At 72.0% G+C, this 23,480-nt stretch carries 21 protein-coding genes and 2 pseudogenes; 14 read left to right on the forward strand and 9 right to left on the reverse strand.

Going from position 1 to position 23,480, the window contains the following annotated elements:
- Nucleotides 1–46 precede the first annotated feature (46 nt).
- Nucleotides 47–325: a DUF7336 domain-containing protein gene (locus AB0H12_RS08260; protein ID WP_499621717.1), complete on the forward strand. Its 279-nt coding sequence runs from the start codon at nt 47–49 to the stop codon at nt 323–325.
- A 172-nt stretch (nt 326–497) separates the two neighbouring features.
- Here the strand turns inward: AB0H12_RS08260 and AB0H12_RS08265 are convergent, their stop codons facing one another.
- Nucleotides 498–1,175, reverse strand: a complete 678-nt coding sequence (locus AB0H12_RS08265) for an MBL fold metallo-hydrolase (protein ID WP_499621719.1) — start codon at nt 1,173–1,175, stop codon at nt 498–500.
- Between the two features lie 116 nt (nt 1,176–1,291).
- Between AB0H12_RS08265 and AB0H12_RS08270 the strand changes: the two are divergent.
- A pseudogene (locus AB0H12_RS08270) lies at nt 1,292–2,230 on the forward strand (acyltransferase family protein); the annotation flags it as partial.
- Between the two features lie 101 nt (nt 2,231–2,331).
- Here AB0H12_RS08270 and AB0H12_RS08275 read toward each other — a convergent pair.
- Nucleotides 2,332–3,123, reverse strand: a complete 792-nt coding sequence (locus AB0H12_RS08275) for a maleylpyruvate isomerase family mycothiol-dependent enzyme (protein ID WP_499621720.1) — start codon at nt 3,121–3,123, stop codon at nt 2,332–2,334.
- A 247-nt stretch (nt 3,124–3,370) separates the two neighbouring features.
- Here AB0H12_RS08275 and uvrA point away from each other — a divergent pair, with 247 nt between their 5' ends.
- The 3 genes from uvrA to AB0H12_RS08290 all read left to right on the forward strand — a co-directional run bounded on the left by uvrA (nt 3,371) and on the right by AB0H12_RS08290 (nt 7,605).
- Nucleotides 3,371–6,244, forward strand: coding sequence for an excinuclease ABC subunit UvrA (gene uvrA / locus AB0H12_RS08280; protein ID WP_499621722.1), 2,874 nt, complete (start codon nt 3,371–3,373; stop codon nt 6,242–6,244).
- Nucleotides 6,245–6,449: 205 nt separating this feature from the next.
- Nucleotides 6,450–6,980, forward strand: a complete 531-nt coding sequence (locus AB0H12_RS08285; protein ID WP_499621723.1) for an SRPBCC family protein — start codon at nt 6,450–6,452, stop codon at nt 6,978–6,980.
- Nucleotides 6,981–7,146: 166 nt separating this feature from the next.
- Complete coding sequence (locus tag AB0H12_RS08290; RefSeq protein WP_499621724.1) at nt 7,147–7,605, forward strand: FAD-dependent oxidoreductase; 459 nt, start codon at nt 7,147–7,149, stop codon at nt 7,603–7,605.
- Nucleotides 7,606–7,617: 12 nt separating this feature from the next.
- Here AB0H12_RS08290 and AB0H12_RS08295 read toward each other — a convergent pair whose 3' ends face one another.
- From AB0H12_RS08295 to AB0H12_RS08310, 4 genes and pseudogenes are all read right to left on the reverse strand, one after another.
- Nucleotides 7,618–7,893: a GntT/GntP/DsdX family permease gene (locus AB0H12_RS08295; protein WP_499621799.1), complete on the reverse strand. Its 276-nt coding sequence runs from the start codon at nt 7,891–7,893 to the stop codon at nt 7,618–7,620.
- 72 nt (nt 7,894–7,965) lie between these two features.
- A pseudogene (locus AB0H12_RS08300) lies at nt 7,966–8,073 on the reverse strand (GntT/GntP/DsdX family permease); the annotation flags it as partial.
- Nucleotides 8,074–8,104: 31 nt separating this feature from the next.
- Nucleotides 8,105–9,694 (reverse strand): N-acyl-D-amino-acid deacylase family protein, encoded by a 1,590-nt coding sequence (locus AB0H12_RS08305; protein WP_499621725.1) that lies wholly within the window; start codon nt 9,692–9,694, stop codon nt 8,105–8,107.
- 9 nt (nt 9,695–9,703) lie between these two features.
- On the reverse strand, nt 9,704–10,957 hold the full coding sequence (locus tag AB0H12_RS08310; protein ID WP_499621726.1) for an amino acid deaminase: 1,254 nt from the start codon (nt 10,955–10,957) through the stop codon (nt 9,704–9,706).
- Nucleotides 10,958–11,059: 102 nt separating this feature from the next.
- Here AB0H12_RS08310 and AB0H12_RS08315 point away from each other — a divergent pair, with 102 nt between their 5' ends.
- From AB0H12_RS08315 to AB0H12_RS08325, 3 genes are read left to right on the forward strand one after another with little or no spacing between them, the layout of a single operon-like run.
- Nucleotides 11,060–12,028, forward strand: a complete 969-nt coding sequence (locus AB0H12_RS08315; protein ID WP_499621728.1) for a sugar kinase — start codon at nt 11,060–11,062, stop codon at nt 12,026–12,028.
- Nucleotides 12,025–12,774, forward strand: coding sequence for an IclR family transcriptional regulator (locus tag AB0H12_RS08320; RefSeq protein ID WP_499621730.1), 750 nt, complete (start codon nt 12,025–12,027; stop codon nt 12,772–12,774). The genes AB0H12_RS08315 and AB0H12_RS08320 overlap by 4 nt, the downstream gene beginning before the upstream one ends.
- Before the next feature lie 58 nt (nt 12,775–12,832).
- A complete protein-coding gene (locus AB0H12_RS08325) occupies nt 12,833–13,216 on the forward strand; it encodes a RidA family protein (RefSeq protein ID WP_499621731.1) in 384 nt (127 codons plus the stop codon).
- A 147-nt stretch (nt 13,217–13,363) separates the two neighbouring features.
- Here the strand turns inward: AB0H12_RS08325 and AB0H12_RS08330 are convergent, their stop codons facing one another.
- The gene (locus AB0H12_RS08330; protein ID WP_499621800.1) at nt 13,364–15,655 is read right to left on the reverse strand and encodes an ATP-binding protein; all 2,292 of its coding nucleotides are present in this window, start codon (nt 15,653–15,655) and stop codon (nt 13,364–13,366) included.
- A 107-nt stretch (nt 15,656–15,762) separates the two neighbouring features.
- On the opposite strand from AB0H12_RS08330, the gene AB0H12_RS08335 reads away from it, so the two are divergent.
- The gene (locus tag AB0H12_RS08335; RefSeq protein WP_499621732.1) at nt 15,763–16,359 is read left to right on the forward strand and encodes a hypothetical protein; all 597 of its coding nucleotides are present in this window, start codon (nt 15,763–15,765) and stop codon (nt 16,357–16,359) included.
- A gap of 37 nt (nt 16,360–16,396) precedes the next feature.
- Here AB0H12_RS08335 and AB0H12_RS08340 read toward each other — a convergent pair whose 3' ends face one another.
- Nucleotides 16,397–17,926: a S8 family peptidase gene (locus tag AB0H12_RS08340; RefSeq protein ID WP_499621734.1), complete on the reverse strand. Its 1,530-nt coding sequence runs from the start codon at nt 17,924–17,926 to the stop codon at nt 16,397–16,399.
- A gap of 244 nt (nt 17,927–18,170) precedes the next feature.
- On the opposite strand from AB0H12_RS08340, the gene AB0H12_RS08345 reads away from it, so the two are divergent.
- A complete protein-coding gene (locus tag AB0H12_RS08345) occupies nt 18,171–20,426 on the forward strand; it encodes an ATP-binding protein (protein WP_499621735.1) in 2,256 nt (751 codons plus the stop codon).
- Here the strand turns inward: AB0H12_RS08345 and AB0H12_RS08350 are convergent.
- A complete protein-coding gene (locus AB0H12_RS08350; RefSeq protein WP_053722440.1) occupies nt 20,420–20,770 on the reverse strand; it encodes a DUF1844 domain-containing protein in 351 nt (116 codons plus the stop codon). The two genes, AB0H12_RS08345 and AB0H12_RS08350, sit on opposite strands and share 7 nt — an antisense overlap.
- Before the next feature lie 268 nt (nt 20,771–21,038).
- Between AB0H12_RS08350 and infC the strand changes: the two genes are divergently transcribed.
- The 4 genes from infC to AB0H12_RS08370 all read left to right on the forward strand — a co-directional run bounded on the left by infC (nt 21,039) and on the right by AB0H12_RS08370 (nt 23,228).
- Nucleotides 21,039–21,644 (forward strand): translation initiation factor IF-3, encoded by a 606-nt coding sequence (gene infC, locus AB0H12_RS08355; protein ID WP_498782499.1) that lies wholly within the window; start codon nt 21,039–21,041, stop codon nt 21,642–21,644.
- Nucleotides 21,645–21,717: 73 nt separating this feature from the next.
- Nucleotides 21,718–21,912, forward strand: coding sequence for a 50S ribosomal protein L35 (gene rpmI, locus AB0H12_RS08360; RefSeq protein ID WP_123746324.1), 195 nt, complete (start codon nt 21,718–21,720; stop codon nt 21,910–21,912).
- A gap of 81 nt (nt 21,913–21,993) precedes the next feature.
- Nucleotides 21,994–22,383 (forward strand): 50S ribosomal protein L20, encoded by a 390-nt coding sequence (rplT, locus tag AB0H12_RS08365; protein WP_073892005.1) that lies wholly within the window; start codon nt 21,994–21,996, stop codon nt 22,381–22,383.
- Nucleotides 22,380–23,228, forward strand: coding sequence for a TrmH family RNA methyltransferase (locus tag AB0H12_RS08370; RefSeq protein WP_499621801.1), 849 nt, complete (start codon nt 22,380–22,382; stop codon nt 23,226–23,228). The genes rplT and AB0H12_RS08370 overlap by 4 nt, the downstream gene beginning before the upstream one ends.
- Nucleotides 23,229–23,480 lie beyond the last annotated feature (252 nt).

The following is a 23,480-nucleotide window of genomic DNA, read 5'->3' on the forward strand; positions in this document are numbered from 1 at the left end:
CAGCCGTCCCGCGGTGGCCCGGCCTGGTCCTCGTACAGTCGGGCGAGTGGAAGTCTTCCTGCTCTGGCACGTCCGCCACGCCCGGAACCTCGACGGCTCGCCGGTCGGGCACGTCGACGAGGACGGTGAGCCGTCCTACCACGAGGAGGACGGCGACGACGTGAAGTTGCTGGGCGTCTACTCGACGGAGAGCCGTGCCCGCGACCGGATCGAGCGCGCACGGCTGACTCCTGGTTTCTCCGAAGAGCCGGACTGCTTCGAGGTCTCCCGGTACGGGGTCGACGAGGACACGTGGAGCGAGGGGTTCGTCACGATCGTCCACTGACCGCCGTCAGCGGCCAGGGCCGCCGGCCCCCTGTACTTTCGACTCTCGGGCATCTGCTGGAAGAGCTCGAGCCACGGTCCGATCGCGCCTGGGATTCGTACGAGATGGGACCGGCAAGTCGCTCAGGGTGACATTCCGCGCGGAGGGGCCTGCGGGCCGACCTCGCCTGCGGTCACCAGCCCCGCGCGCGCCACTCGTCCAGGTGAGGTCGCTCACGCGCCAACGTGGTGTCGTCGCCGTGACCTGGGTAGACCCACGTGTCGTCGGGCAGTTCGGCGAAGATCCGGGTCTCCACGTCGTCGATCAGGGAAGTGAAGGTTTCGGGCGACGTGGTTCTGCCGACCCCTCCCGGGAACAGCGAGTCCCCGGTGAAGAGGTGGGGGTGTCCGGTTGGGTCGCGGTACAGCAGGGCGATCGAGCCCGGCGTGTGGCCGCGCAGGTGGATCACCGTCAAGGGGACTTCGCCGACGTGCACGGTGTCGCCGTGCGCCACCAGCACGTCCGGCGGGATCGGCAGCACCTCCGCGTCCGCCTCGTGCGCGATGGTGTTGGAGCCGTTCGCGCCCGCGACCGCGCCGAGGGCGCCCCAGTGGTCCTGGTGCCGGTGCGTGGTCACGACCGTCTTCAGCCTCGGCCGGTCCACTTCGTGGCCGACCACGTCCGACAGCCGCTCCGGGTCGGCCGCCGCGTCGATGAGCAGTCCCTCGTTCGTCGCGCGGCAGACCAGCAGGTACGCGTTGTTGTCCATCGGGCCGACCGAGACCTTCGTGATGGTCAGCGCGTCGAGAGTCCGCCGTGCCGCCGGGCCGCCCGGCGACACGTGTCCTTTGTAGTCCTCTAGTACGTCCACAATGGCCGACCGTATCCGACCGGGCACCCTTCAGGGTTCCCACAGGTCGACCCCATAGGGTTGGTAACAATCTCCGCCGCTCCTCCGATAACGTCTGATTAGGGTTCTTCCTCCTCGTGCCTACCAAACGTCGGATCAACTGGGACGTCCTGCGCATCCTCGCCGTGCTGTGCGTGCTCCTCCAGCACGCCACCCGCGTCGGCCCGGCCAACCACCCGGAGCTCAGCCGGCCGTCGTTCGTCTTCGGCTTCGAGTTCGGCGCGAGCACGCTCGTGGTGATCTCCGCCTTCTTCGCCTGCGCCGCGCTGGCCAAGGGCGAGCCCGGCCGCTTCCTGCACAACCGCCTGGCCCGCCTGCTGCCCGCCTACGTGGTCGCCGCCGTGTGCACGTACACCGTGCTGCGCCACCTCACACCGGACGGCTGGAGCGAACTCGAACCGCGCGACCTGCTCGTCAACGTCCTCATGCTCCAGAGCTGGTTCCCCGACGCACGCCTGGTCGACGTCTCCTACTGGACGCTCCCGATCCAGGTCACGGGATTCGTCGCGGGCGCCCTGCTGGCGTCGCGGATCCGCGGCCGGGCGGTCAAGGCGCTGCTCTGGGTCCTCATCGTCGTCCCCCTGGCCATCAGGGACTGGACGGCCGACCCCGGCCTGGTCCACACCCTGTACAACGGCCTCGGCGCCCAGCGCGCGCAGCTGTTCGCCATCGGCGTCGCCATCTGGCTGTGGTCCAAGGAGCGCCTCGGCGACCGGCACCTGTTCGCCCTGCTCACGGCGACCCTCCTGGTGCAGGTCGGGCACAGCGGCGACCTCGCGTCGACCGTCGGCTTCGGCGTCCTGCTGATCGGCGTGTGCGCCGCGGCGGGCGGCCCCGACTGGGACGTCGCGCCCGTGCGCCTGCTCTCCCGGCCGATCAAGTGGCTGGCGGGCATCTCCTACGGCGTGTACCTGGTGCACCAGGAGCTCGGCTACCTCGTCATGGCCAAGGTCTCACCCTACGGCGGGCCGTGGCTCGAACTGGCGTTCTTCACCGGCTCGGCCGTCCTCCTCGGCTGGCTGCTCACCAAGTTCGTGGAACGCCCGGCGCACCGGGCCCTGACGGCGAGCCGGCCGACGCTGGCCGGCCTGCTGCTCACCGCCCGCCTGCACGCAGCTCAGAGCCACTTGGGCAGCGTCGGCGCCGTCCCGTTCAGCCGGGCGCCGCTGTGGCGTCCGGTCAGCCACCCCAGCACGTCCGCCGCCGCGCCGCCGACCGCGGGCGACGTCGCGCTGTCCGCGGTCAGCGCCCAGCTGCGCTGACGGCCGTCCGGGAACACCGCCTCCACCCGTGCCGACGGCGTGTCGGCCCGGTCGGCGTACTGGCCGACGGCCTCCTCGAGGAAGTGCTCCAGCAGCTCCGGCGGCAGGTCGGCGAACCCGACGCCCCGGTCGAGGTCGACCAGGTGGAACCACACCTCGCGCAGCCGCAGCCACGGCACCCGGTGCGCCAGGAACGGACCCGACGTCGGGTGCACGACCTCCGCCTCCCACGCCGTGGCCGGCAGCTCGCGGGCGGCCGTGGCGAACCGCTGGCACGCCGCGTCCAGGTCCGCCCGCAGCAGCTGAGGCAGCCGTCCCGCGCCCTCGGCGATGTCGGCGTCGCGGTCGACCGCGCTCGGGTACATCTGGTGCTCGACGCCCGTCTTCGCCCACATGAGCAGGTTGACCAGGGCGTCGGCGTTGCGTGCGAGGTGCGTCACCACGTGCGCCCGGCTCCAGCCGGGCAGCAGGCTCGGACCGCGCAGCGCGGAGAGGTCCAGGGCCGCGACGACCTCGTACAACGCGCCTGTCGCCCGTTCGACCTCGGCGAGCCCGGCGACCGCGTCCTGGACCGCGGCCGACTGCTCGCGGGGCGCGGGTACGCTCGTCTGGGCGGATCGGACCTGGGCGGCATCAGCGAAGCTCATGGGCACCTCATCCCGGCGTTTGCGGCCGAACGGCCTATCACCCCAGCGTAGGGGCGCTGACTACCGACCGGTAGAGCCGTTGGCGCACGATCGCGGGAGTGTGCCCGTCACGATTTGTCGGTACCCGGCCCTAGCATGGTTGACGCCCTCCCCGACAGGGCCGACGCGGTGGCAGGGCCGACGTGGTGGTCCGATACGCTTTTCGAACGTCTGTTCGGGGGAAGGTCAAGAACCGAAGGGAACCGTTGTGGCCGACCGGCTTGTCGTTCGCGGGGCGCGCGAGCACAACCTGCGAGGGGTGGACCTCGACCTGCCGAGGGACAGCCTCATCGTGTTCACCGGGCTGTCCGGCTCGGGCAAGTCCAGCCTCGCCTTCGACACGATCTTCGCCGAGGGCCAGCGCCGCTACGTCGAATCGCTCTCGGCCTACGCGCGGCAGTTCCTCGGTCAGATGGACAAGCCGGACGTCGACTTCATCGAGGGCCTCTCGCCCGCGGTGTCGATCGACCAGAAGTCGACCAGCCGCAACCCGCGGTCGACCGTGGGCACCATCACCGAGGTCTACGACTACCTGCGGCTGCTCTACGCGCGCGCCGGCAAGGCGCACTGCCCCACGTGCGGCGAGGCGATCAGCAAGCAGACGCCCCAGCAGATCGTGGACCAGGTGCTGGCCATGGAGTCGGGCACCAAGTTCCAGGTGCTCGCGCCGGTCATCCGCGGACGCAAGGGCGAGTACCTCGACCTGTTCTCCACGCTGCAGTCGCAGGGCTACTCGCGCGCCAAGGTCGACGGCGTGGTCCACGCCCTCGGCGAGGTGCCGAAGCTGAAGAAGCAGGAGAAGCACGACATCGCGGTCGTGATCGACCGGCTGAGCGTGAAGGCGAGCTCCAAGCAGCGGCTGACCGACTCGGTGGAGACGGCGCTGCGCCTGGCCGACGGCCTGGTCGAGCTGGAGTTCGTCGACGTGCCGGAGCACGACCCGGGCCGGGTGCGCGGCTTCTCCGAGAACCTGGCCTGCCCGAACGGCCACGCGTTGGCGATCGAGGACTTGGAGCCGCGGTCGTTCTCGTTCAACTCGCCCTACGGCGCCTGCCCGGCGTGCACCGGCATCGGCGTGCGCAAGGAGGTCGACCCGGAGCTGGTCGTGCCGGACGACGAGCTGTCGCTGGCCGAGGGCGCGATCGCGCCGTGGGCGTCCGGCCAGACCGCCGAGTACTTCACCCGGCTGCTGGAGTCGCTCGGCCTCGCGATCGGGTTCCGGATGGACACGCCGTGGCGGCAGCTGCCCGCCAAGGTGCAAAAGGCCGTGCTGCACGGCGTCGACGAGCAGGTCAACGTCCGCTACAAGAACCGCTACGGCCGTGAGCGCTCCTACTACGCCAACTACGAGGGCGTGATCCCGTTCCTGGAACGGCGGCAGGAGCAGACCGAGTCCGAGTACATGCGGGAGAAGTACGAGGGCTACATGCGGGAGGTGCCGTGCCCGACGTGCCAGGGCACGCGCCTCAAGCCGGAGATCCTGGCCGTCACGCTGCACCACGGGCGCAAGGGCGACAAGTCCATCGCCGAGGTGTGCGCGATGTCGGTGTCGGAGTGCTCCGAGTTCCTCGACGGGCTCAAGCTGGGCAAGCGCGAGTCGATGATCGCGGGCGCGGTGCTCAAGGAGATCCAGGCCCGGCTGCACTTCCTGCTCGACGTCGGCCTCAACTACCTGTCACTGGACCGCGCGTCCGGCACTCTTTCGGGTGGAGAAGCTCAGCGGATCAGGTTGGCGACGCAGATCGGCTCCGGTCTCGTCGGCGTGCTGTACGTGCTGGACGAGCCCTCGATCGGGCTGCACCAGCGTGACAACCACAAGCTGATCGAGACCCTCGTCCGGCTGCGCGACCTGGGCAACACGCTGATCGTGGTCGAGCACGACGAGGACACCATCCGCACCTCCGACTGGGTGGTCGACATCGGCCCCGGCGCGGGCGAGCACGGCGGCAAGGTCGTGCACAGCGGCCCGTACCGGGAACTGCTGAAGAACAAGGAGTCGATCACCGGCGCGTACCTGGCGGGGCGCAAGGAGATCCCCATGCCCGCCACCCGCCGCAAGGTCGACAAGAAGCGGCAGCTCACCGTGGTCGGCGCGCGGGAGCACAACCTGCGCGGCATCGACGTGTCGTTCCCGCTCGGCTGCCTGGTCTCCGTCACCGGTGTGTCCGGCTCGGGCAAGTCCACGCTGGTCAACGACATCCTGGCGACCGTGCTGGCGAACAAGCTCAACGGCGCGCGGCAGGTGCCGGGCAGGCACACGCGCGTGCGCGGGCTGGACCAGGTCGACAAGCTGGTGCAGGTCGACCAGTCGCCGATCGGCCGCACCCCGCGGTCCAACCCGGCCACCTACACGGGCGTGTTCGACCACATCCGCAAGCTGTTCGCGGCCACCACCGAGGCGAAGGTGCGCGGCTACCAGCCGGGTCGGTTCTCGTTCAACGTCAAGGGCGGGCGCTGCGAGGCCTGCGCGGGCGACGGCACGATCAAGATCGAGATGAACTTCCTGCCGGACGTCTACGTGCCGTGCGAGGTGTGCAAGGGCGCCCGGTACAACCGCGAGACGCTGGAAGTGCACTACAAGGGCAAGACGATCTCCGAGGTCCTCGACATGCCGATCGAGGAGGCGGCGACGTTCTTCGAGCCGATCAACGCGATCCACCGGCACTTGCGCACGCTCGTCGACGTCGGCTTGGGGTACGTGCGGCTGGGGCAGCCCGCACCCACGTTGTCCGGTGGTGAGGCGCAGCGGGTGAAGCTGGCGGCGGAGCTGCAGAAGCGGTCGACCGGCAAGACGGTCTACATCCTCGACGAGCCGACCACCGGGTTGCACTTCGAGGACATCCGGAAGCTGCTCGGCGTGATCAACGGGTTGGTCGACAAGGGCAACACGGTGATCGTGATCGAGCACAACCTCGACGTGATCAAGACGTCGGACTGGCTGGTCGACATGGGGCCGGAGGGCGGGTCCGGCGGCGGAATGGTGGTGGCGGAGGGCACGCCGGAACAGGTCGCGGACGTGCCGGACAGCTACACCGGGCAATTCCTGCGCGAAGCCCTGCCGGCCGCAGCCGCCGTCGGCTGACCGCGGGGACCGCTGACCGGCGGGCCGACGACCCTGCCGGTCAGCTGACCCAAGATCACCCAAAGGCGTTAGGGCCTCCGGGTATGAATGGAAAGCCGGATAGCGTTGCCGGAAATGACAGGGAGGCGCGGCGGCCCCGGTCACACCACCATCCCGGTGGCCACGGGTGCTCGCGTCCACGACCGGTGTACGTGACTATGGCGTCATGCCGCTGAACGATGGCTCCACGTCGCTGACTCATGGCTTCACGTCGCTGAACGACAGCGTCAGGTCGCCGAACACGTACCGCTTCCGCAGCGTCTGGTCGGTGGACAGCACGCCCGAGCGGACCTTCGGCGTCCTCGCGGACCTGGGCAGCTACCCGCGGTGGTGGCCGCAGGTGCGCGCGGCCCGCCGGGTCGCCGACGACGTGGCCGAGCTGCGGTGCCGCTCGGCGCTGCCCTACGACCTGGTGTTCCAGGCGCGCCACAACGCCCGCGAGCCGGCGGCGGGACTGCTGCGCGCGGACCTCGTCGGCGACCTCGACGGCACGGCGAGCTGGCGGATCTTCGCCGAGGGCCGCGGTTCGCGCCTGGTCTACGACCAGGAGGTGGTGGTGCGCAAACCGCTGCTGCGCCGCGTGGCTCTCCTCGCCCGGCCGCTGCTCCTGGCCAACCACGAGCTGATGATGCGCAGCGGCCAACGGGGTCTGCGCACCTACCTGGCCGGGTTCCACGCGGCTCTGGGCACTTGCTAGCCGAGCTGCCGGCCGGCTGAAGCACCGCCCGAACCCGAGCCACGCCGCCGCCCGCGCCCGAGCAGCACCCGAGCCGCGCGAGAGCTGGCCGAGCTGCCGCAAGAGCCCGAGCCGCCGCCGAAGCCCGGGGCCGAGGGGAGCCGCCGCCCGAGCGGCGGACGGCCTGGTGCTGCCGGCGGACCGGCCGCTGCGGGACGTGGTGGCCGACGCGATCTCCGGCTGGCACCCGGACCTGGTGCGCGAGTCGCCGCACGACTCGGTGTCGCACTGGCCGATCCGCACGTCCGTGCCGGTGGACCCGTGGCCGACGACCGCCGTGACGCTGCTCGGCGACGCGGTCCACAGCATGACGCCGATGCGCGGGATCGGGGCGAACACCGCGTTGCGCGACGCGATGACGTTGTGCCGCAACCTGGTCGAGCGGGCGCCGCTGGACGCGATCGCCGACTACGAGCGGCGGATGCGGGAGTACGGGTTCGCGGCGGTGACGGCGTCGTCGCGCAGCGCGCGGCAGTTCGTGTCGGGCAACGCGGTCGGCCGGGTGGCGTTCAAGTCGGTGTTGCGGCTGTTCGAGGCGGTGCCGCCGCTCAAGCGGGTGGCGTTCCGTGATCACGGCCTCGACTGAGCGCGCGAAAGATCACCGAATCCAGTGAACCGTTCGGGCCGGGGGAGGACCGGGAGGACGGCGGTGGGCGCAGCCGCAGGGGGAGGCGCCCGCTACACCACCAGGCTCAGCAGCGCGGCCACGACGAAGCCGCGAGTGGTCCAGGTCCGCCACGACGGGCACGACGATGCCGGTCGTGGTCACGATCGCGACGGTGGCCGAGCCCTGCGCGACGCGCATGCCGCAGCTGATCGCGTACGACAGCGCGATCACCGGCAGCCCGACGTCGGCCGGCGACGTGGCGAGCACCTCGCCGACGCCCTCCCAGCACGGTGGACCCCTTGGGTAGCAAGCACGATCGACCGGACGCTGCGCTTCGCGGCCGGATGCCTCAAGGATCGAGCCGAGCAGCGTGCCGAGGCCGATGATCGCGGCGACGTGGCCGAGGATGCCACCGAAACCCTTCTCCACCAACGAGTCCGATGCCTTAGCCCTCCCGCGGTGTGCTGCGACCAGTCGATCACGAGCGGGGCCGGTGGCGTCGCAGGGAACGGCCGGGCAGGGCGTCGGTCCGCCCGCCGTCGTCGAGCACGGGCACCCCGTTGACGACGACGTGGGTGATGCCCGCGGCGGCCTGCCGGGGCTCGTCGAACGTCGCGGTGTCGGCGATCGCGTCGGGGTCGAACAGCACGAGGTCGGCCGCGTGCCCCTCGCGGACGAGCCCGCGGTCGGTCAGCCGCAGCCGGCGCGCGGCCCGCCCGGTCAGGTGGGCCACGCACTCCTCCAGGCCCAGCACGCCGAGTTCGCGCACGTACCGGGCGAGGTAGCGGGGGAACGTGCCCCACGCGCGCGGGTGCGGCCGGTCGCCGACCAGCAGGCCGTCGCTGCCGCCGGTGTGCGCCGGGTGCCGCATGATCGCGCGGACGTTGTCCTCGTGGCCGACGTGCATCAGGCACGAGGCGCCGAGCCGTTCGGAGAGCAGGACGTCGAAGTACAGCTCGGCGGGCGGCCGTCCGGCCCGGCGCGCCGACTCGGCGACCGAGTGCCCGACCAGGTGCGCGTTCTCGGCCTCGCGCACGCCGTTGACCTCGATCGCGGACCAGTCGACCGGCACGCCGTGGCAGCCGTCGGAGCCGGTCTCCTCGACCTCGACCCGGATCCGCGCGCGGGTGTCCGGATCGGACAGCCGGGCCAGGGTCGCCTCCGGTCCGCCTTCGCCTGCCCAGCTCGGCAGCAGGGCCGACAGGTACGTCGCGCCGGGCAGGTAGGGGTAGGTGTCGAGGGTGATGTCCGCACCGTCCGCGATGGCCCGGTCGAGCAGGTCGAGCAGCTCGCCCGCCCGGCCGCGGTTGACCTCGAAGTTCATCGTGGCGTGCGCGAGGTGCAGCGGGCAGCCGGCGTCCCGCGACACGCGCACCACCTCCGCGTACGCCTCCAGCGCGCCCGCGCCGTAGCTGCGGTGGTGCGGGCTGTAGAATCCGCCGTGCTCGCCGACGACCCGGCACAGCTCGGTCAGCTCGGCGGTGTCGGCGTACATGCCGGGCGTGTAGGTCAGGCCGGACGACAGGCCCATCGCGCCCTCGCGCAACGACCGCGCCAGGACCTCGCGCATCCGGTCCAGCTCGGCGTCGGTCGCGGGCCGGTCGTCGTAGCCGACGCACAGCATCCGCAGCGTGCCCTGCGGCACGAGGTAGGCGGCGTTGACCGCGATGCCCCGGTCGAGGCGGTCCAGGTACTCGCCGACGGAGCGCCAGTCCCAGTCGAAGCCGGGCGGGTCGTCGTTCCACCCGGCCAGTTGCGCGCGCAGCACGGCCAGCACGTCGTCGTCCACCGGCGCGTAGGACAGCCCGTCCTGGCCGAGGACCTCGGTGGTCACGCCCTGGGACACCTTGGCCAGGTGGTCGGGGTTGGCCAGGACCTGGAGGTCGGAGTGGGAGTGCATGTCGATGAAGCCGGGCGCGAGGACCCGGCCGTCGGCGTCGACCACCCGCCGCCCGTCGAGCCGGTCGCCGATCGCGGCGATGCGCCCGTCGCGCACGCCCACGTCCGCCCGGTAGGAGGGCGCGCCCGTGCCGTCCACGACCCGTGCGCCCCTGAAGACGATGTCCACGCCGAACCCCTAGAAGTAGGTGCGCACCAGGTCGACCACGGTGGTGCCCTCGACCACCGGGATCAGCGGCCACTTGTCGAACACCGTGCAGGGGTGCGACAGGCCGAGGCCGACCCAGTCGCCGACCTCGACCTCGTCACCGGACAGGCGCACGAACGCGTGCTGGTCGTTGAGCGCGGTGACCTCGGCGGAGAACGGCCGCTCGACGCCGTCCCGGCCGCGCACGACCTGCGGTTCGGGCAGGCCCTCGTCGAACGACGCGTCGCGCTTGCCCAGCGTCAGCAGCGCCAGGTCGGGCTGCGGGCGTGAGGTGACCTGCGCCCAGGCGCGCAACGCGCTGCGGAACGGTTGCGCGCCGGGCGTGCGGCCCAGGGGTGAGATGCCGCGGTAGAACCCGTCGTCGTGGGTGATGTACGCGCCGCTGCGCAGCACCGGCCGCACCGGGAACGGCCACGGCTCGGTGAGCTTCGCCGCCACCTGGTCGAAGTACGCGCTGCCACCCGCGGTGACGATCGGCTCGTCCACGTCGAAGAGGTCCCGCAGCGCGATCGCCAACTCGCGCACCGAGTCCAGGTAACCGTCCACGACGGACCGCGCCGCGGGTGACGCGTCGTGCGCCAGCGCGCCCTCGTAGCCGCCGACGCCGGCCAGGCGCAACGCGGGGCTCGCGGCGGCGGCCCGCGCCACCTCCAGCGCGGTGGCCCGGTCACGCGCGCCGGTCCGCCCGCCGCGCGCCCCGAGCTCGACCAGCACGTCGACCGGCCGTTCGACCGCGCCCAGCGCCTCGGTCATCCGCGCCACCCCCGCGACGGAGTCGACCCAGCAGGTGAACTCGAACGTGTCGTCGGCGGCCAGTTCCGCGGCCAGCCACCGAAGCCCGGCGGGGTCGACGAGCTGGTTGGCCAGCACCACCCGCTCCACCCCGAACGCCCGGTAGACCCGCAGCTGGCTGGTGTTGGCCGCGGTGATCCCCCACGCGCCGTGCGCCAACTGGCGGGCGAACAGCTGCGGGGCCATGGTCGTCTTCCCGTGCGGCGCCAGCAGCACGCCGTGGTCGGCGCACCACCGGGCCATGGTGGCGAGGTTGTGCTCCAGCGCGGCGGCGTCCAGCACGACCAGGGGACCGACGAACCCGTCGGCGAACAGGTCGAGCCGGCGGGCCGCCACGTCGCCGATCGTGGCGCCGAACGCGTCGGCGGGCAGGCCCTTGAACCGCCAGTCGACCCGCTCGTCGCGGATGGCGGCCACAGCGTCGAGATCCACGTCTCCCGCTCCTAACGTTGCGTACAATGCAACGGCTATTGCGCGATGTGCTGCTCGAGTGTGTAACATTCGGTCACCGGCGCCGTCAATCGAGGAGTCCGGATGCGGTTCGACCTGCCGGGCGGCGTGGTGTGCCTGGGCGAGACCATGGCGGTGCTGGTGCCCGCCGAACCCGGTCCGGTGCGCGCGGCGCGCACGTGGACCCGGGCGATCGGCGGCGCCGAGTCCAACGTGGCCATCCACCTGGCCCGGCTCGGCGTGCGCAGCCGCTGGGTGAGCGCGGTGGGCGACGACGCGTTCGGCGGCGCGGTCCTCGACGCGGTGGGCGGCGCGGGCGTGGACGTCACCGGCGTGCGCGTCGACCCCGACCGCCCGACCGGCCTCTACGTCAAGGAAGCCGACGCCGCGGGCAGCCCCGTGCGGTACTACCGGCGCGGCTCGGCGGCGTCCGCGATGGGACCGGCCACGTTGGACCGCCTGCGCTGGGACGACGTCGCCCTGGTGCACGTCAGCGGCATCACCGCGGCGCTCTCGGACAGCTGCCTCGAACTGCTGCGCGCCGTCCTGAGCAGGCCGCGGTCCGCGCCGGTGTCGTTCGACCTGAACTGGCGGCCCGCGCTGTGGCACGACCGCGACCCGTCCGTGCTGCGGGAACTCGCCGACGCGGCGGACATCGTGCTCGCCGGCGCCGACGAGGCGCAGGCCGTGTGGGGCGCCGGCGACCCGGCGGAGCTGAGGAGGTTGCTGCCGAGTCCGACGACGCTCGTGGTCAAGCACGGCGCACGCGGCGCGACCGTCGTCGAAGGCGGTGCGTCGACGTTCCAGCCGGGCCTGCGGGTGGACGTGGTGGAACCCGTCGGCGCGGGCGACGCGTTCGCCGCCGGCTACCTCGCCGCGCACCTCGCCGGCGAGCCGCCGACGCGCCGACTGCGCGCCGGGCACCTCCAAGCCGCCTCCGCGCTGCTCACCAGGGAGGATGTCGGCGAGTCGCTGCCGCCCGCGGTGACCGTGCCCCTGCTGGACGCCGATTCCCGCACGTGGGCCGCCGCACACCTGAGGAGACGTCGATGAGCCAAAGCCTGGACCGGGCGCTGACCCTGGTGGGGGAACTGGCCACCGGGCCGAAGACGCTGGACGAGCTGTCGGGCGTCATCGAGGTGCACAAGTCGACCACCATGAGGCTGCTGCGCACGCTGGAGTCGCACCGGTTCGTTCAGCGCGAGGGCGTGCACCACTACCGGCTGGGCACCGCCCTGTTCGACCTCGCCAACCGGGCGCTGGAGGAACGGGACGTGCGGCGCAGCGCCGAGAACGCCCTGCGCGACCTCAACGCCCGCACCGGCTACACCGTCCACTTGGCCTCCTACGAGGACGGCGAGGTCATCTACATCGACAAGTACGACAGCACCCACCCGATGCGGATGTACTCGCGCATCGGCAGACGGGCCCCGCTGCACTGCACCGCCGTCGCCAAGGTGCTGCTGGCGGACCTGCCCGAACCACGCCGCCGCGAGGTCGCCGGGTCCATCGACTACGTGCCGCTGACCGCGAACACCATCACCACGCCGGACGCCTACCTGGCCGAGCTGGACCGCGTCCGCGCCGCCGGCTACGCCGTCGACGACGGCGAGCACGAGGACTTCATCCACTGCGTCGCCGCGCCCGTCCGAGGCGCCCGCGGCGAGGTCGTCGCCGCCGTGTCGATGTCCGTGCCCAAGGTGCTGCTGGACTTCGACGGCCTGCTCGGCCACGTGCCCGACCTGCTCGCCACCGCGCGGGCCGCCTCCGTCGAGTGCGGCTGGACGCCGCGCGACTGACGAACCGTCACCGCCGCCGCGCGGCCGACGGACCACCAGAGAGAGGAACGCACGACCCATGGCGAAGACCGAGATCAGGACCGCCGACGCGCCCACCCCGGTGGCCGCGTTCTCCCAGGGCGTCCGCAAGGGCCCCGTGCTCCAGGTGGCGGGCCAGGTCGCGTTCGACCCGGCCACCGGCGCCGTCGTCGGCGACACCGCGGCCGAGCAGACCAGGCAGGCGATGCGCAACGTGATCGCCGTGCTGGCGGCCGGCGGCGCGACCCTCGCCGACGTGGTGATGCTGCGCGTCTACCTCACCGACACCGCGCACTTCGCCGAGATGAACGCCGCCTACGGCGAGTTCGTCACCGAGGAGCCGTTCCCCGCCCGCACCACCGTCTACGTCGGCCTGCCCGACAAGCTGCTGGTCGAGATCGACGCGCTCGCCGTGGTCGACTGACACCCGACCGGCAGGACACCTGAACGGGTGACCGCCCGTACTTCTGCCGGTTGTTCTGCGTGGTGCCGGGATGGCGCAGGCGATTGACTGGGCGCACCCCCAAGTAGCACGCAGGCAGGGAAGGACCCGGCGATGGCTAGGAACGCATCACCGATCGGCTGACTCCACGGCCGCGGCCCGGTCGCGGGACACCCCAGCCTCGACCGGGTCGCCCAGGGCCTCGTGGACATCGGCCAACGCGCCGAGCACCACCGCCAGGCGGGGGTGCTCGTGCTCCTCGGCCACCGCCGCCGCCCGCACCAGCTCGGCCCGCGCACCCATCGCGTCACCCAGCTCGTGCAGCGCCCGCCCCCGCAGGTACAGCGCGTCGCACAAGCTCGAGAGCGCGGTCGTCGCCCGCAGCAGCTCCAGCGCCTCGTCCACCGCCGCCAGCACCTCCGGCCACCGCTCCAACCGGCTCAGCGTGTCCGCCGTGCGCACCAGCAGCGTCGCCGACATCTCGCTCGCCATCACCGGCGCCAGGTCCAGCTTCCCCGCCCGCACGTTCGCCAGCAGCTCCCGGTGCACCCGCACCGCGTCCTCGTACCGCGCCAACCCGTCGAGCACCAACCCCAGGCACGACAACGAGATCTGCTCACCCAGCGGGAACCCCGCCTGCCGGAACAGCTCCTGCGCCCGCACCGCGCTGACCTGCGCCTCCTCCAACCGCCCGGTCCGCAGCTCCGACACCGACCGGTAGTGCACGGCCCAGCCCTGCTCCCTCACGTCACCCGCCGCCACCGACGCGCGCCACGCCTCGTCGTACAACGCCAACGCCTCCGGGTACCGGCGCATCAGCACCGACAGCGTCCACGTCAGGAAGTTCAGCTGCACGGCCTCGTCACGCACGCTGCCCAACACCCGCGCCGCCGCCACACCCGCGGTGAACACCTCGACCCACGTCTCGGCCCGCCCGCGCTGGTCCGAGTACCAGTGCATCGCGGTGGCCAGCCGCAACACCTCCGCGTGCAACCCGTTCGTGCCCGCCCACCGCATCGCGCCCAACCAGTTCGCGGCCTCCGCCGTCAGCCACGCGTCCGCGTCCTCCTGGCTGCTCAACGGCCCCGACGGCGTCGTGCGCGCGTCCGGGCCGAAGAACCCGGCCGCCGTCACCGCCGTGCCCAGCAACCAGTCCGCCATCCGCCGCCGCCCCTGCGCCACCACCGGCGCCGGCTCCTCGTGGACCAGCCGTTCACCGGCGAACACCCGGATCAGGTCGTGGAACACGTACCGACCGGGCACCTCCGCGGTGTCCAGCAGGCTCATGTCCACCAACTCCTCCAACGTGTCCTCGGCCGCGAACCGGTCCACATCGGCCAGCACCGCGGCCAGGTCCGGCCCGAAGTCCGCGCCCGGCACGAGCGACAACCGGCGGAACAACACCGCCGCCTTCGCCCCGAGCTGCCGGTACGACATCTCGAACGCCGTCCGCACCTGGAGGTCGCCCGCCGTCAACGCCGACAACCGCCGCCGTTCGTCCACCAGCTGCCCGGCCAGGTGCCCGATCGTCCACTTCGGACGGCTCGCGAGCCGGTTGCCCGCGATCCGCAGCGCCAGCGGCAGGTGACCGCACAGCTTCGCCACCCGCGCCGTCGCCACCGGCTCCGCGCCCACCCTGGCCCGCCCGGCGATCGCGCCGAGCAGGTCGAACGACTCGACCGGGTCCAGGACGTCCAACCCCAGCCGCCGGCCCGCCTCCAACCCGCCGAGCACCAACCGGGACGTCACCAGCACCAACGACCCCGACCCCGTCGCCAACAACGGCCGCACCTGCGCCTCGTCGGACGCGTTGTCCAGCACCAACAACGTCGACCGCTCCCGCAGCCGCGCCCGGTACAGGTCGGAGCGCTCCGCCTCACCCGCCGGGATCTCCTCCTCCGGCACGCCCAGCGCCGACAACATCCGGTGCACGACCTCCGACGGGTGCACCGGCCGCACGTCCATCCCGCGCAGGTTGAAGAAGAAGCACCCGTCCGCGAAACGAGACGCCAACCGGTAGGCCGCCCGCACCGCCAACGCCGTCTTCCCCGCGCCCGGCGGACCGTGCACCACGACCAACGACGTCGTCCGCGTCCCCTCCGCCACCGCCGCCAACTCGGCCAACTCACCCTCGCGACCCGTCAGGTCGGCCACGTCCGGAGGCAACGCCGACGGCGTCGCGGGCGACGGCGCGCGCCGCGCCCGACCCTCCTTGGCCGCGTCCAGCAACTCCCGGATCTCGTGCTCCGCCAACGAGAGCACACCAGCCAGCGCCTCCACCGTGCGCCGCTGGGGCCCCTTCGCGCGACCGCGCTCCATGTCGCTGATCGCCCGCACGCTGACCCCGGAACCCTCCGCCAGCTCCTCCTGCGTCAACCGGACCCGCAGCCGGTGTGCGCGCAGCAGCTCACCGAACGTCATCCCCACGCTTGCGACATTAGCGCCACCGGCCGCGACACCCGCCCGCGGTCGCGGCGACGACCGTCACGTCGGTTTCCGGTAACGCCAGGGTGGTAAGACCACACCTCATGAAGTGGTACGCGGATCGCCCGCCCCGGCTGGTGTGGCAAGTGGTCGCCGACCTGCTCGCGGTCGCCTGGACGTGGTTCTGGGTCGACGTCGCCACGGGGGTGGGCGACGCGGTCCGCGCGTTGCGCGCCCCCGGCGACGGCCTGTCCAACGCCGGGCAGAGCCTGACCGACACGTTCGGCGACGCCGCCGCCAAGGCCCGCGAGGTGCCGCTGGTCGGCGGGAAGCTCGCCGACGCGCTCGAACGCGGCCGGTCCGCCGGCGGCACGCTGACCGACGCGGGCCAGGCCCAGGTGCAGGCCGTCGAGTCCACCGCGCTGTGGCTCACCATCGCGCTCATCGCCATCCCGCTGGCGTTCGCGCTGATCACGTGGCTGCCGCTGCGGCTGCGGTTCGCCCGACGGGCCGCGGTGGCGCGGCGGCTGCGTGACCAGGAGCGGTTCGACCTGCTCGCGCTGCACGCGTTGACCACGCTGTCGCTGCGCGACCTGGCGGCGTTCCCCGGCGACCCGGTGGAGGGCTGGCGGCGCCGCGACCCCGAGACCATCAAGGCGCTGGCCGACCGGCGGCTGCGGGCCAGCGGGGTCCGGCCGTGACGCCGGGGCCTACGTCGACCCCGGCGTCACCTCTCGATCAGGCCAGGCGGTGCCAGAAGACCTGGCCCGTCGGGCCGTAGAGGACCACGTTCGAGTCGTTCTGCACGATCAGCCGGTCGGCCGCCGTGCCGTGCGTGCTCGTGTGCCACACCGGCTGACCGGCCGCCGTGTAGATCACCAGGTTGCCGTCGTGCTGGAGGACCACCTGGGCCGCGCCCGTGCCGTGCGTGCTGGTGTGCCACAGGGCCTGACCGGCCGCCGTGTACAGCACCAGGTTGCCGTCGCCCTGCATGACCAGCGTGAACCGGCCGTCCTGGGACACCTTGGCCTGGCCCGCCCGGAGGCTCTCGCCCCGGACCAGCGTGTCGGCGCCCGGCTGCGGCGGCGGCGCGGAACCGGTGAACAGCAGCGCGTTCGGCGAACCCGTGCCCGGGTTGCCCACCTTGTTCGGCGTCGCGGCGGACACCAGGGCGTCCCGGACCTGCTGCGGCGACGAGCCCGGGCTGCCCGCCAGGACCAGCGCGGCGGCGCCCGCCACGTGCGGCGACGCCATCGACGTTCCGCTGATCGTGTTCGTGGCGGTGTCGCCCGTGCTCCACGCCGACGTGATGCCCACGCCCGGCGCGAACACGTCCGTGCACGTGCCCCAGTTCGAGAACGTCGCCCTCGCGTCGGAGCTGTCCGACGCGTTGACCGTGATCGCCTCCGCCACCCGGGCGGGAGAGTAGGAGCACGCGTTGGCGTTCGAGTTGCCGGACGCGACGGCGTACGTGACGCCCGACGCGATGGACCGGCGCACGGCCGCGTCCAGCGTGTCGTTCGCGCCGCCACCGAGGCTCATGTTCGCCACGGCCGGCTTCTGCGCGTTCGCCGTGACCCAGTCCACGCCGGCCACGACGCCCGCGATCGTGCCCGAACCGGAGCACGTGAGCACCTTCACGCCGTGCAGCCGGACGGCCTTCGCCACACCGTGCGCCGCGCCGCCGACCGTGCCCGCGACGTGCGTGCCGTGGCCGTTGCAGTCCGTGTTGTTGCCGTCACCGGTGGTGTTGGCGTCGAAGGTGGCCCGGCCGCCGAAGTCCGCGTGCGTGGCGCGGATGCCGGTGTCGATGATGTAGGCGTGCACGTTGCCCGCCGTGGTGGCGTAGCCGTAGTTCGCGTCGAGGGGCAGGTCGCGCTGGTCGACGCGGTCCAAGCCCCACGACGGCGGGTTCGGCTGGTCGGCCAGGACGTCCACCCGCTGGTCCTGGGCGACGTAGGCCACCGCCGGGTCGGCTGCCAACCGCTTCGCCGCCCGTTCGCTCATGGTGGCGGCGAAACCGTTCAGCGCCGACCGGTAGCGGTGGGTGACGCGGGCGCCCACCTTCGCGGCCAGCACGTCCGTGCCGGCGCCGTCCTCCAACACCACGATGTAGCTGCCCGGAACGGCCGTCGGGCCGCCGGCGTCGCGGATCTGCGGCTCGGCGGCCTGCGCCGGCGTCACGGCCAACGCCGCCGCCAACACCACCGCCGCACCGACGCCGACCGCTCGGTCCAATCGAATCCAGGGCGCGCGGAACTCTCCCATGTCGGGTTCTCCCTCGTGCAGGGTCGAGGATCAGGAGTTCGCGCGAACCCCTCCGACCCTGGCACGCCCGCGAGCCGAACGCACACGTCCCGCAGACCGGAACTTCGGCATCGGGCGGCGGAGGCGCAATCGTGCGGGGCACGGCACCGACCAACGGGTGAACTTCGCCGCCGGCGGCCCGCGACGGCGGCCCGGCTGCCGGACCCTCGGATGACCCGCACGGCGATCCGGAGGTGTCGCAGCCGTGGTGCGCCGACCCGAGCCGACCGTGCGGAACACGTCGACCGCCGACACCATCGGCACCGTCGTCCAGGTCGGCGTGGTGAAGGGCGACATCCACGTCCACCACCCGCACCCGCCACCCGTTCCCCGGAACCTCCCACCCCGGACGCCGGCCTTCACCGACCGCCGCGACGACCTCGCCCGCATCTGCGCCGAAACCGCCGGCACACCGCCCGTCCTCGTGGTGGACGGCATGCCCGGCGTCGGGAAGAGCGCCCTGGTGGTGCACGCCGCGCACGACCTGGCCCAGCGCTACCCGGACGGCCAGGTCTACCTCGACCTGCGCGGGTACACCGCCGGACAGCCACCGCTGCGCGCCGGTGAAGCGCTCGGCATCCTGTTGGAGATGCTCCACGTGCCGCCCCGGACCGTCCCCCGATCACTCGAAGCCAGGGTGGCGCTGTGGCGCTCGTTGCTCGCTCCCCGGAAGCTCCTGATCGTCCTGGACAACGTCGCGCGCTTCGCCGACGCCAAACCGCTGCTGCCCGGAACGGGGATGTCCCGGTGCCTGGTCACCAGCCGACGGAGGATCGGTGGCGCGGACGGCGTCACGACGCTCTCCCTCCGCACCCTGCCCGCGCGGGAAGCGGTCGACCTCTTCGAGAAGCGCGCGGGACTCCCGCCGGCCCCCACGATGCGACCCGACACCCTCCACCTGGTCCGCAGCTGCGGCCACCTCCCGCTGGCGATCACCATCGCCGCGGCCTGGCTCGGCAAGCACCCCGCCTGGAGCGTCGCGGAACTCGACACCAAACTCGGCGACGCGGTCGCCGTGCTCGGACTACAAGAGGAGGACGCTCACGTGGCCGCGGCGTTCCAGTTGTCGTACCGCGATCTCCCACCACCGGCCCAGGCGCTGTTCCGCGCGCTGGCCCTGCACCCCGGCCCCGACCTCTCCGTCCACTCCGCCGCCGCGCTGCGCTCGATCGACCACGCCACCGCGCAGCGACTCCTCGACGACCTCTTCGACCGCCACCTGCTCGAAGAACACCGACCGGGCCGCTACCGGATGCACGACCTCGTCCGCGAGTTCGCCCGCGAGCTCGGCCGGGAGCACGACGACGAGGCCGACCGCGCCCGAGCCGTCCGCCGTCTCCTCGAAGACCTCTTCCGCAGGGCACAGGCGGCGGCACGGCTCATCCCCACACCGATCAGCGCACCCCGGGACAGCACGCCCGAAGACGACGGGCGGCGTCACGCGGAGCCGACCGACTACTCCGGTGCGATCCGGTGGTTCAGGTCGGAGCTGCCCAACCTCGTCTCCTGCGTGCGCTACGCGTCGGCCCACGACGTCACGCCCTACTCCTGGTCGATCGTCGCCGAGATCGGCCACGTCCTGTGCATCTGCGGCGACAGCGAGGAAGTGCCGGCGATCCAGACGGCCGCGATCGAGGCGGCCGAGGCCCACGGTGAGCTGTCGGCACAGCGCGGCACGTTGCTCAACCTCGGCACCGCCCACCTCCAACAAGGCGACTACCCGGCCGCGCGAGCGGCGTTGACCCGGGCGCTCCGGATCTCGGCGGACGCCCACGACCAGCGGGGCATCGCCCTGTCGCTCACCTACCTCGGCGGCGCGAGCCAACAAGAGGGGAACTACCCCGACGCGTCCGCCCACCTGGAGCGGGCGCGAGGGATCTTCGTGGAACTCGGCGACCTCCACGGAGAAGCCGAGGCGCTGGGGCGGATCGGGGTCGTGCACCTCCAACAAGGTGACCGAGCGGCCGCGCTCGCGTCCTTGGAACGCGCCTCGGCCCTGTTCGAACAAGTGGGCGACCGACGAGGGGTGGCCGGCGCCCTGGTCCACATCGGCGTCGTCCACTACCGGCTCACCGGCGACGTCCTGGCGTCCCTGCGCCACCTGGGCGAAGCCCTCCTCGTCAACCGCGAACTCGGCGACCGCTACGACGAGGCCTGGACGCGATCGGGCATCGGCATCGCCCACCGGGTCGCGGGTGAGCCGGAAGAAGCGCTGACGCACCTCGACCAGGCTTTGCGGATGCACCGCGAGATCGGCGACCGCCAAGGCGAGGCCACCGCCCTCGTGCACCTCGGCGCGGTGCAGCGGCAACTGGGCAACCAGGACGAAGCCCGAGAACTGCTCCACGAGGCGTTGGACCTGGCCAGGACGATCGGCAACCGCCGCGAGGAGGCCAACGCGCGGTCCGAACTCGGCGAACCGGAACCCCCGGAGCCCCCGGAACGCCCTGGACGTCAGTAGACGGGGCCGGTGTACTTCTCGCCCGGGCCCTGGCCCGGCTCGTCCGGGTACGCCGACGCCTCGCGGAACGCCCGTTGCACGGACTGCAACCCCTCGCGCAGCGGCCCGGCGTGCGGGCCCAGGTACTCGGCGGACGCGGTGACCAGGCCGGCCAGCGCGGTGATCAGGCGGCGTGCCTCGTCGAGGTCGCGGCGGGGGCTGTGCTCGGGGTCTTCGTCGGCCAGGCCGAGGCGTTCGGCGGCGGAGGAGAGCAGCATGATCGCCGCCTTGCTGATCACCTCGACGCTGGGAACATCGGACAGGTCGCGGACGTTGTTCGAAGGCAGGTCGGTCACGGGAGCCATTCTCGCAACCGCCCCCGACCGGTCGCCGATTCGGGGGTTGACAAGGCCATCTGCTACTATTCTCCGCGCGACCAGTCCCCACACGTGTGGGGACGGCAAGTGGAGCCCCGCTCCCACCCGAGTCTGCCGCTTCGTGCAGGTGGCCGGGTCCGGTCCATCGAAGGGTCGACTGCGCCCTTCGTTGTGCGATCGGTAGGAAGCGGGCCTCACACCGGGCAGGTGTGGGGCCTCTTGTCTTTTGGCGCACAACGAGTCACAAAGGACGTGAATGACAAGTCCCTCGAACCGAGGTGCTCCGGTGAGCACCGAGCCGCGCATCAACGACCGCATCCGCGTGCCCGAGGTTCGTCTGGTCGGGCCGAACGGCGAGCAGGTCGGGATCGTTCGCATCGAGGACGCGCTCCGACTCGCCCAGGAATCGGATCTCGACCTCGTCGAGGTCGCCGCACAGGCTCGGCCGCCGGTCTGCAAGCTCATGGACTACGGCAAGTTCAAGTACGAGAGCGCGCAGAAGGCCCGTGAATCGCGCCGCAACCAGCAGCTGACGGTCATCAAGGAGCAGAAGCTCCGGCCGAAGATCGACCCGCACGACTACCTGACGAAGAAGGGCCACGTGGCCCGCTTCCTGTCGCACGGGAACAAGGTCAAGGTGACCATCATGTTCCGCGGCCGTGAGCAGTCCCGGCCGGAACTGGGTTACCGACTGCTGCAGAGGCTCGCCGAGGACGTCGCCGAGCTGGGGTTCGTCGAGTCGAACCCGAAGCAGGACGGCCGCAACATGATCATGGTGTTGGCGCCGCACAAGACCACGAAGACCCGTCCGATCAAGAACGACAGCGCCGACGAGGCGACGGACGAGTCTGTCGAAGAGTGATCTCCCGGCCTCCGGGCCGGGAGCAAGCATGGCCGCCCCCATCCCCGGTGGCTGCACGAGACTGAGGACGGAAATGCCCAAGAACAAGAGCCACAGCGGGACCTCCAAGCGCGTGAAGGTCACCGGCAGCGGCAAGCTCGTCCGCGAGAAGGCCGGCAAGCGCCACCTGCTGGAGAAGAAGTCCAGCAAGCTGACGCGTCGTCTCGCCGGCACGACCGAGGTCGCGAAGAACGACGTGCCGCGGCTGAAGAAGCTGCTCGGCCTCTGAACGTCCGAGGCCTAAGACCTTCACTCCCTTGAACACCGGGGTCGGCCCCCACCGGCCCCACGAGATCGACAGGATGGACCCGTGGCACGCGTCAAAAGGGCAGTGAACGCCCAGAAGAAGCGCCGTACCACCCTTGAGCTCGCCAGCGGCTACCGCGGCCAGCGTTCGAGGCTGTACCGCAAGGCCAAGGAGCAGGTGCTCCACTCGCTCAACTACGCCTACCGGGACCGCCGCGCCCGCAAGGGTGACTTCCGGAAGCTGTGGATCCAGCGCATCAACGCCGGTGTCCGCGCCAACGGCATGACGTACAACCGCTTCATCCAGGGCCTGCGGCTCGCCGGCATCGAGGTGGACCGCAAGATCCTCGCCGAGCTGGCCGTCAGCGACCCCGGCGCGTTCACCGCGCTGGTCGAGGCCGCTCGCGCCGCTCTGCCGAGCGATGTCAACGCGCCCGTCGAGGACAAGGCCTGAGCGCGGACGATCGCGCACCACGACCCGGGGATGCTCCGTTCACCGAACGGACTCCCCGGGTCGTTGCCGCTAGGCGGCTGACCAGGCGTTCCGGCCGCGACCGCGCCGAACGGTTCCTCGCCGAGGGCGCGCAGGCCGTGCGCGAGGCCCTGGCCTGGGCGGCAGCCGGGCGCGGCCGGGTGCACGAACTCTTCGTGACCGCCGACGCCGCCACCCGCAACCGTTCGCTGGTGACTGCCGCGGTCGACGCCGGTGTGCCGGTCAGCGCCGTGACCGACAAGGCCGCCGCGGCGCTGTCGGAGACCGTGACGCCGCAGGGCGTCGTCGCCGTGTGCTCGTTGGTCGACGTGCCGGTGGCCGAGGCGCTCGCGCCGGGCGTGCGGCTGGTGGCCGTGCTGCACGGCGTGGCGGACCCCGGCAACGCGGGCACGGTGGTGCGCGTGGCGGATGCGGCGGGCGCGGACGCGGTGATCTTCGCGGGCGACACGGTCGACCCGCACAACGGCAAGTGCGTGCGCGCGTCCACGGGCAGCGTGTTCCACCTGCCGATCGCGCGGGTGCGGGACGCGGGTGCGGCGTTCGCGGCGTGCCGGGAGGCGGGGCTGCGGCTGGTCGCGGCGGACGGGTACGCGCCGGAGGACCTGGTCACGGCCGACCTGCGCGGTGATCTCGCGGCGCCGACGGGGTGGGTGTTCGGCAGCGAGGCGCACGGGTTGCCGGACGAGGTCGTGGCGGGCCTGGACGCTTCGCTGAAGGTGCCGATCTACGGCGGGGCGGAGAGCCTCAACCTCGCGACTGCCGCAGCGGTGTGCCTTTACGCTTCCGCTCGCGCTCAGCGGGTCTGACAGCTCGGCGGGGTCTGCCGGGGGTTGAGACTCTTCAGCAGGTCTGCCGGGGCCATGCCACTTCGGCTGGGTCTGGCGGTTGACGGCTCAGCGGGTCTGGTGGCTCGGCGGATTGTCTGAGGGCTTGGCCTGTGCGGCTGTGGGCTGTGGCTGGTGGGCGGTGGTGGTGAGGGCCTGTGGCGGGTGGGTTGGGGCACGTGGTGCTGGTGCCTTGGCCGGCCTCCTTGCTTGTTCTAGGCGACGCGCGAGTTC

Origin of the sequence: Actinosynnema sp. NPDC023794, assembly GCF_040639675.1 — a bacterium.
In the GTDB taxonomy this organism is placed as follows: Bacteria; Actinomycetota; Actinomycetes; order Mycobacteriales; family Pseudonocardiaceae; genus Actinosynnema; species Actinosynnema luteola.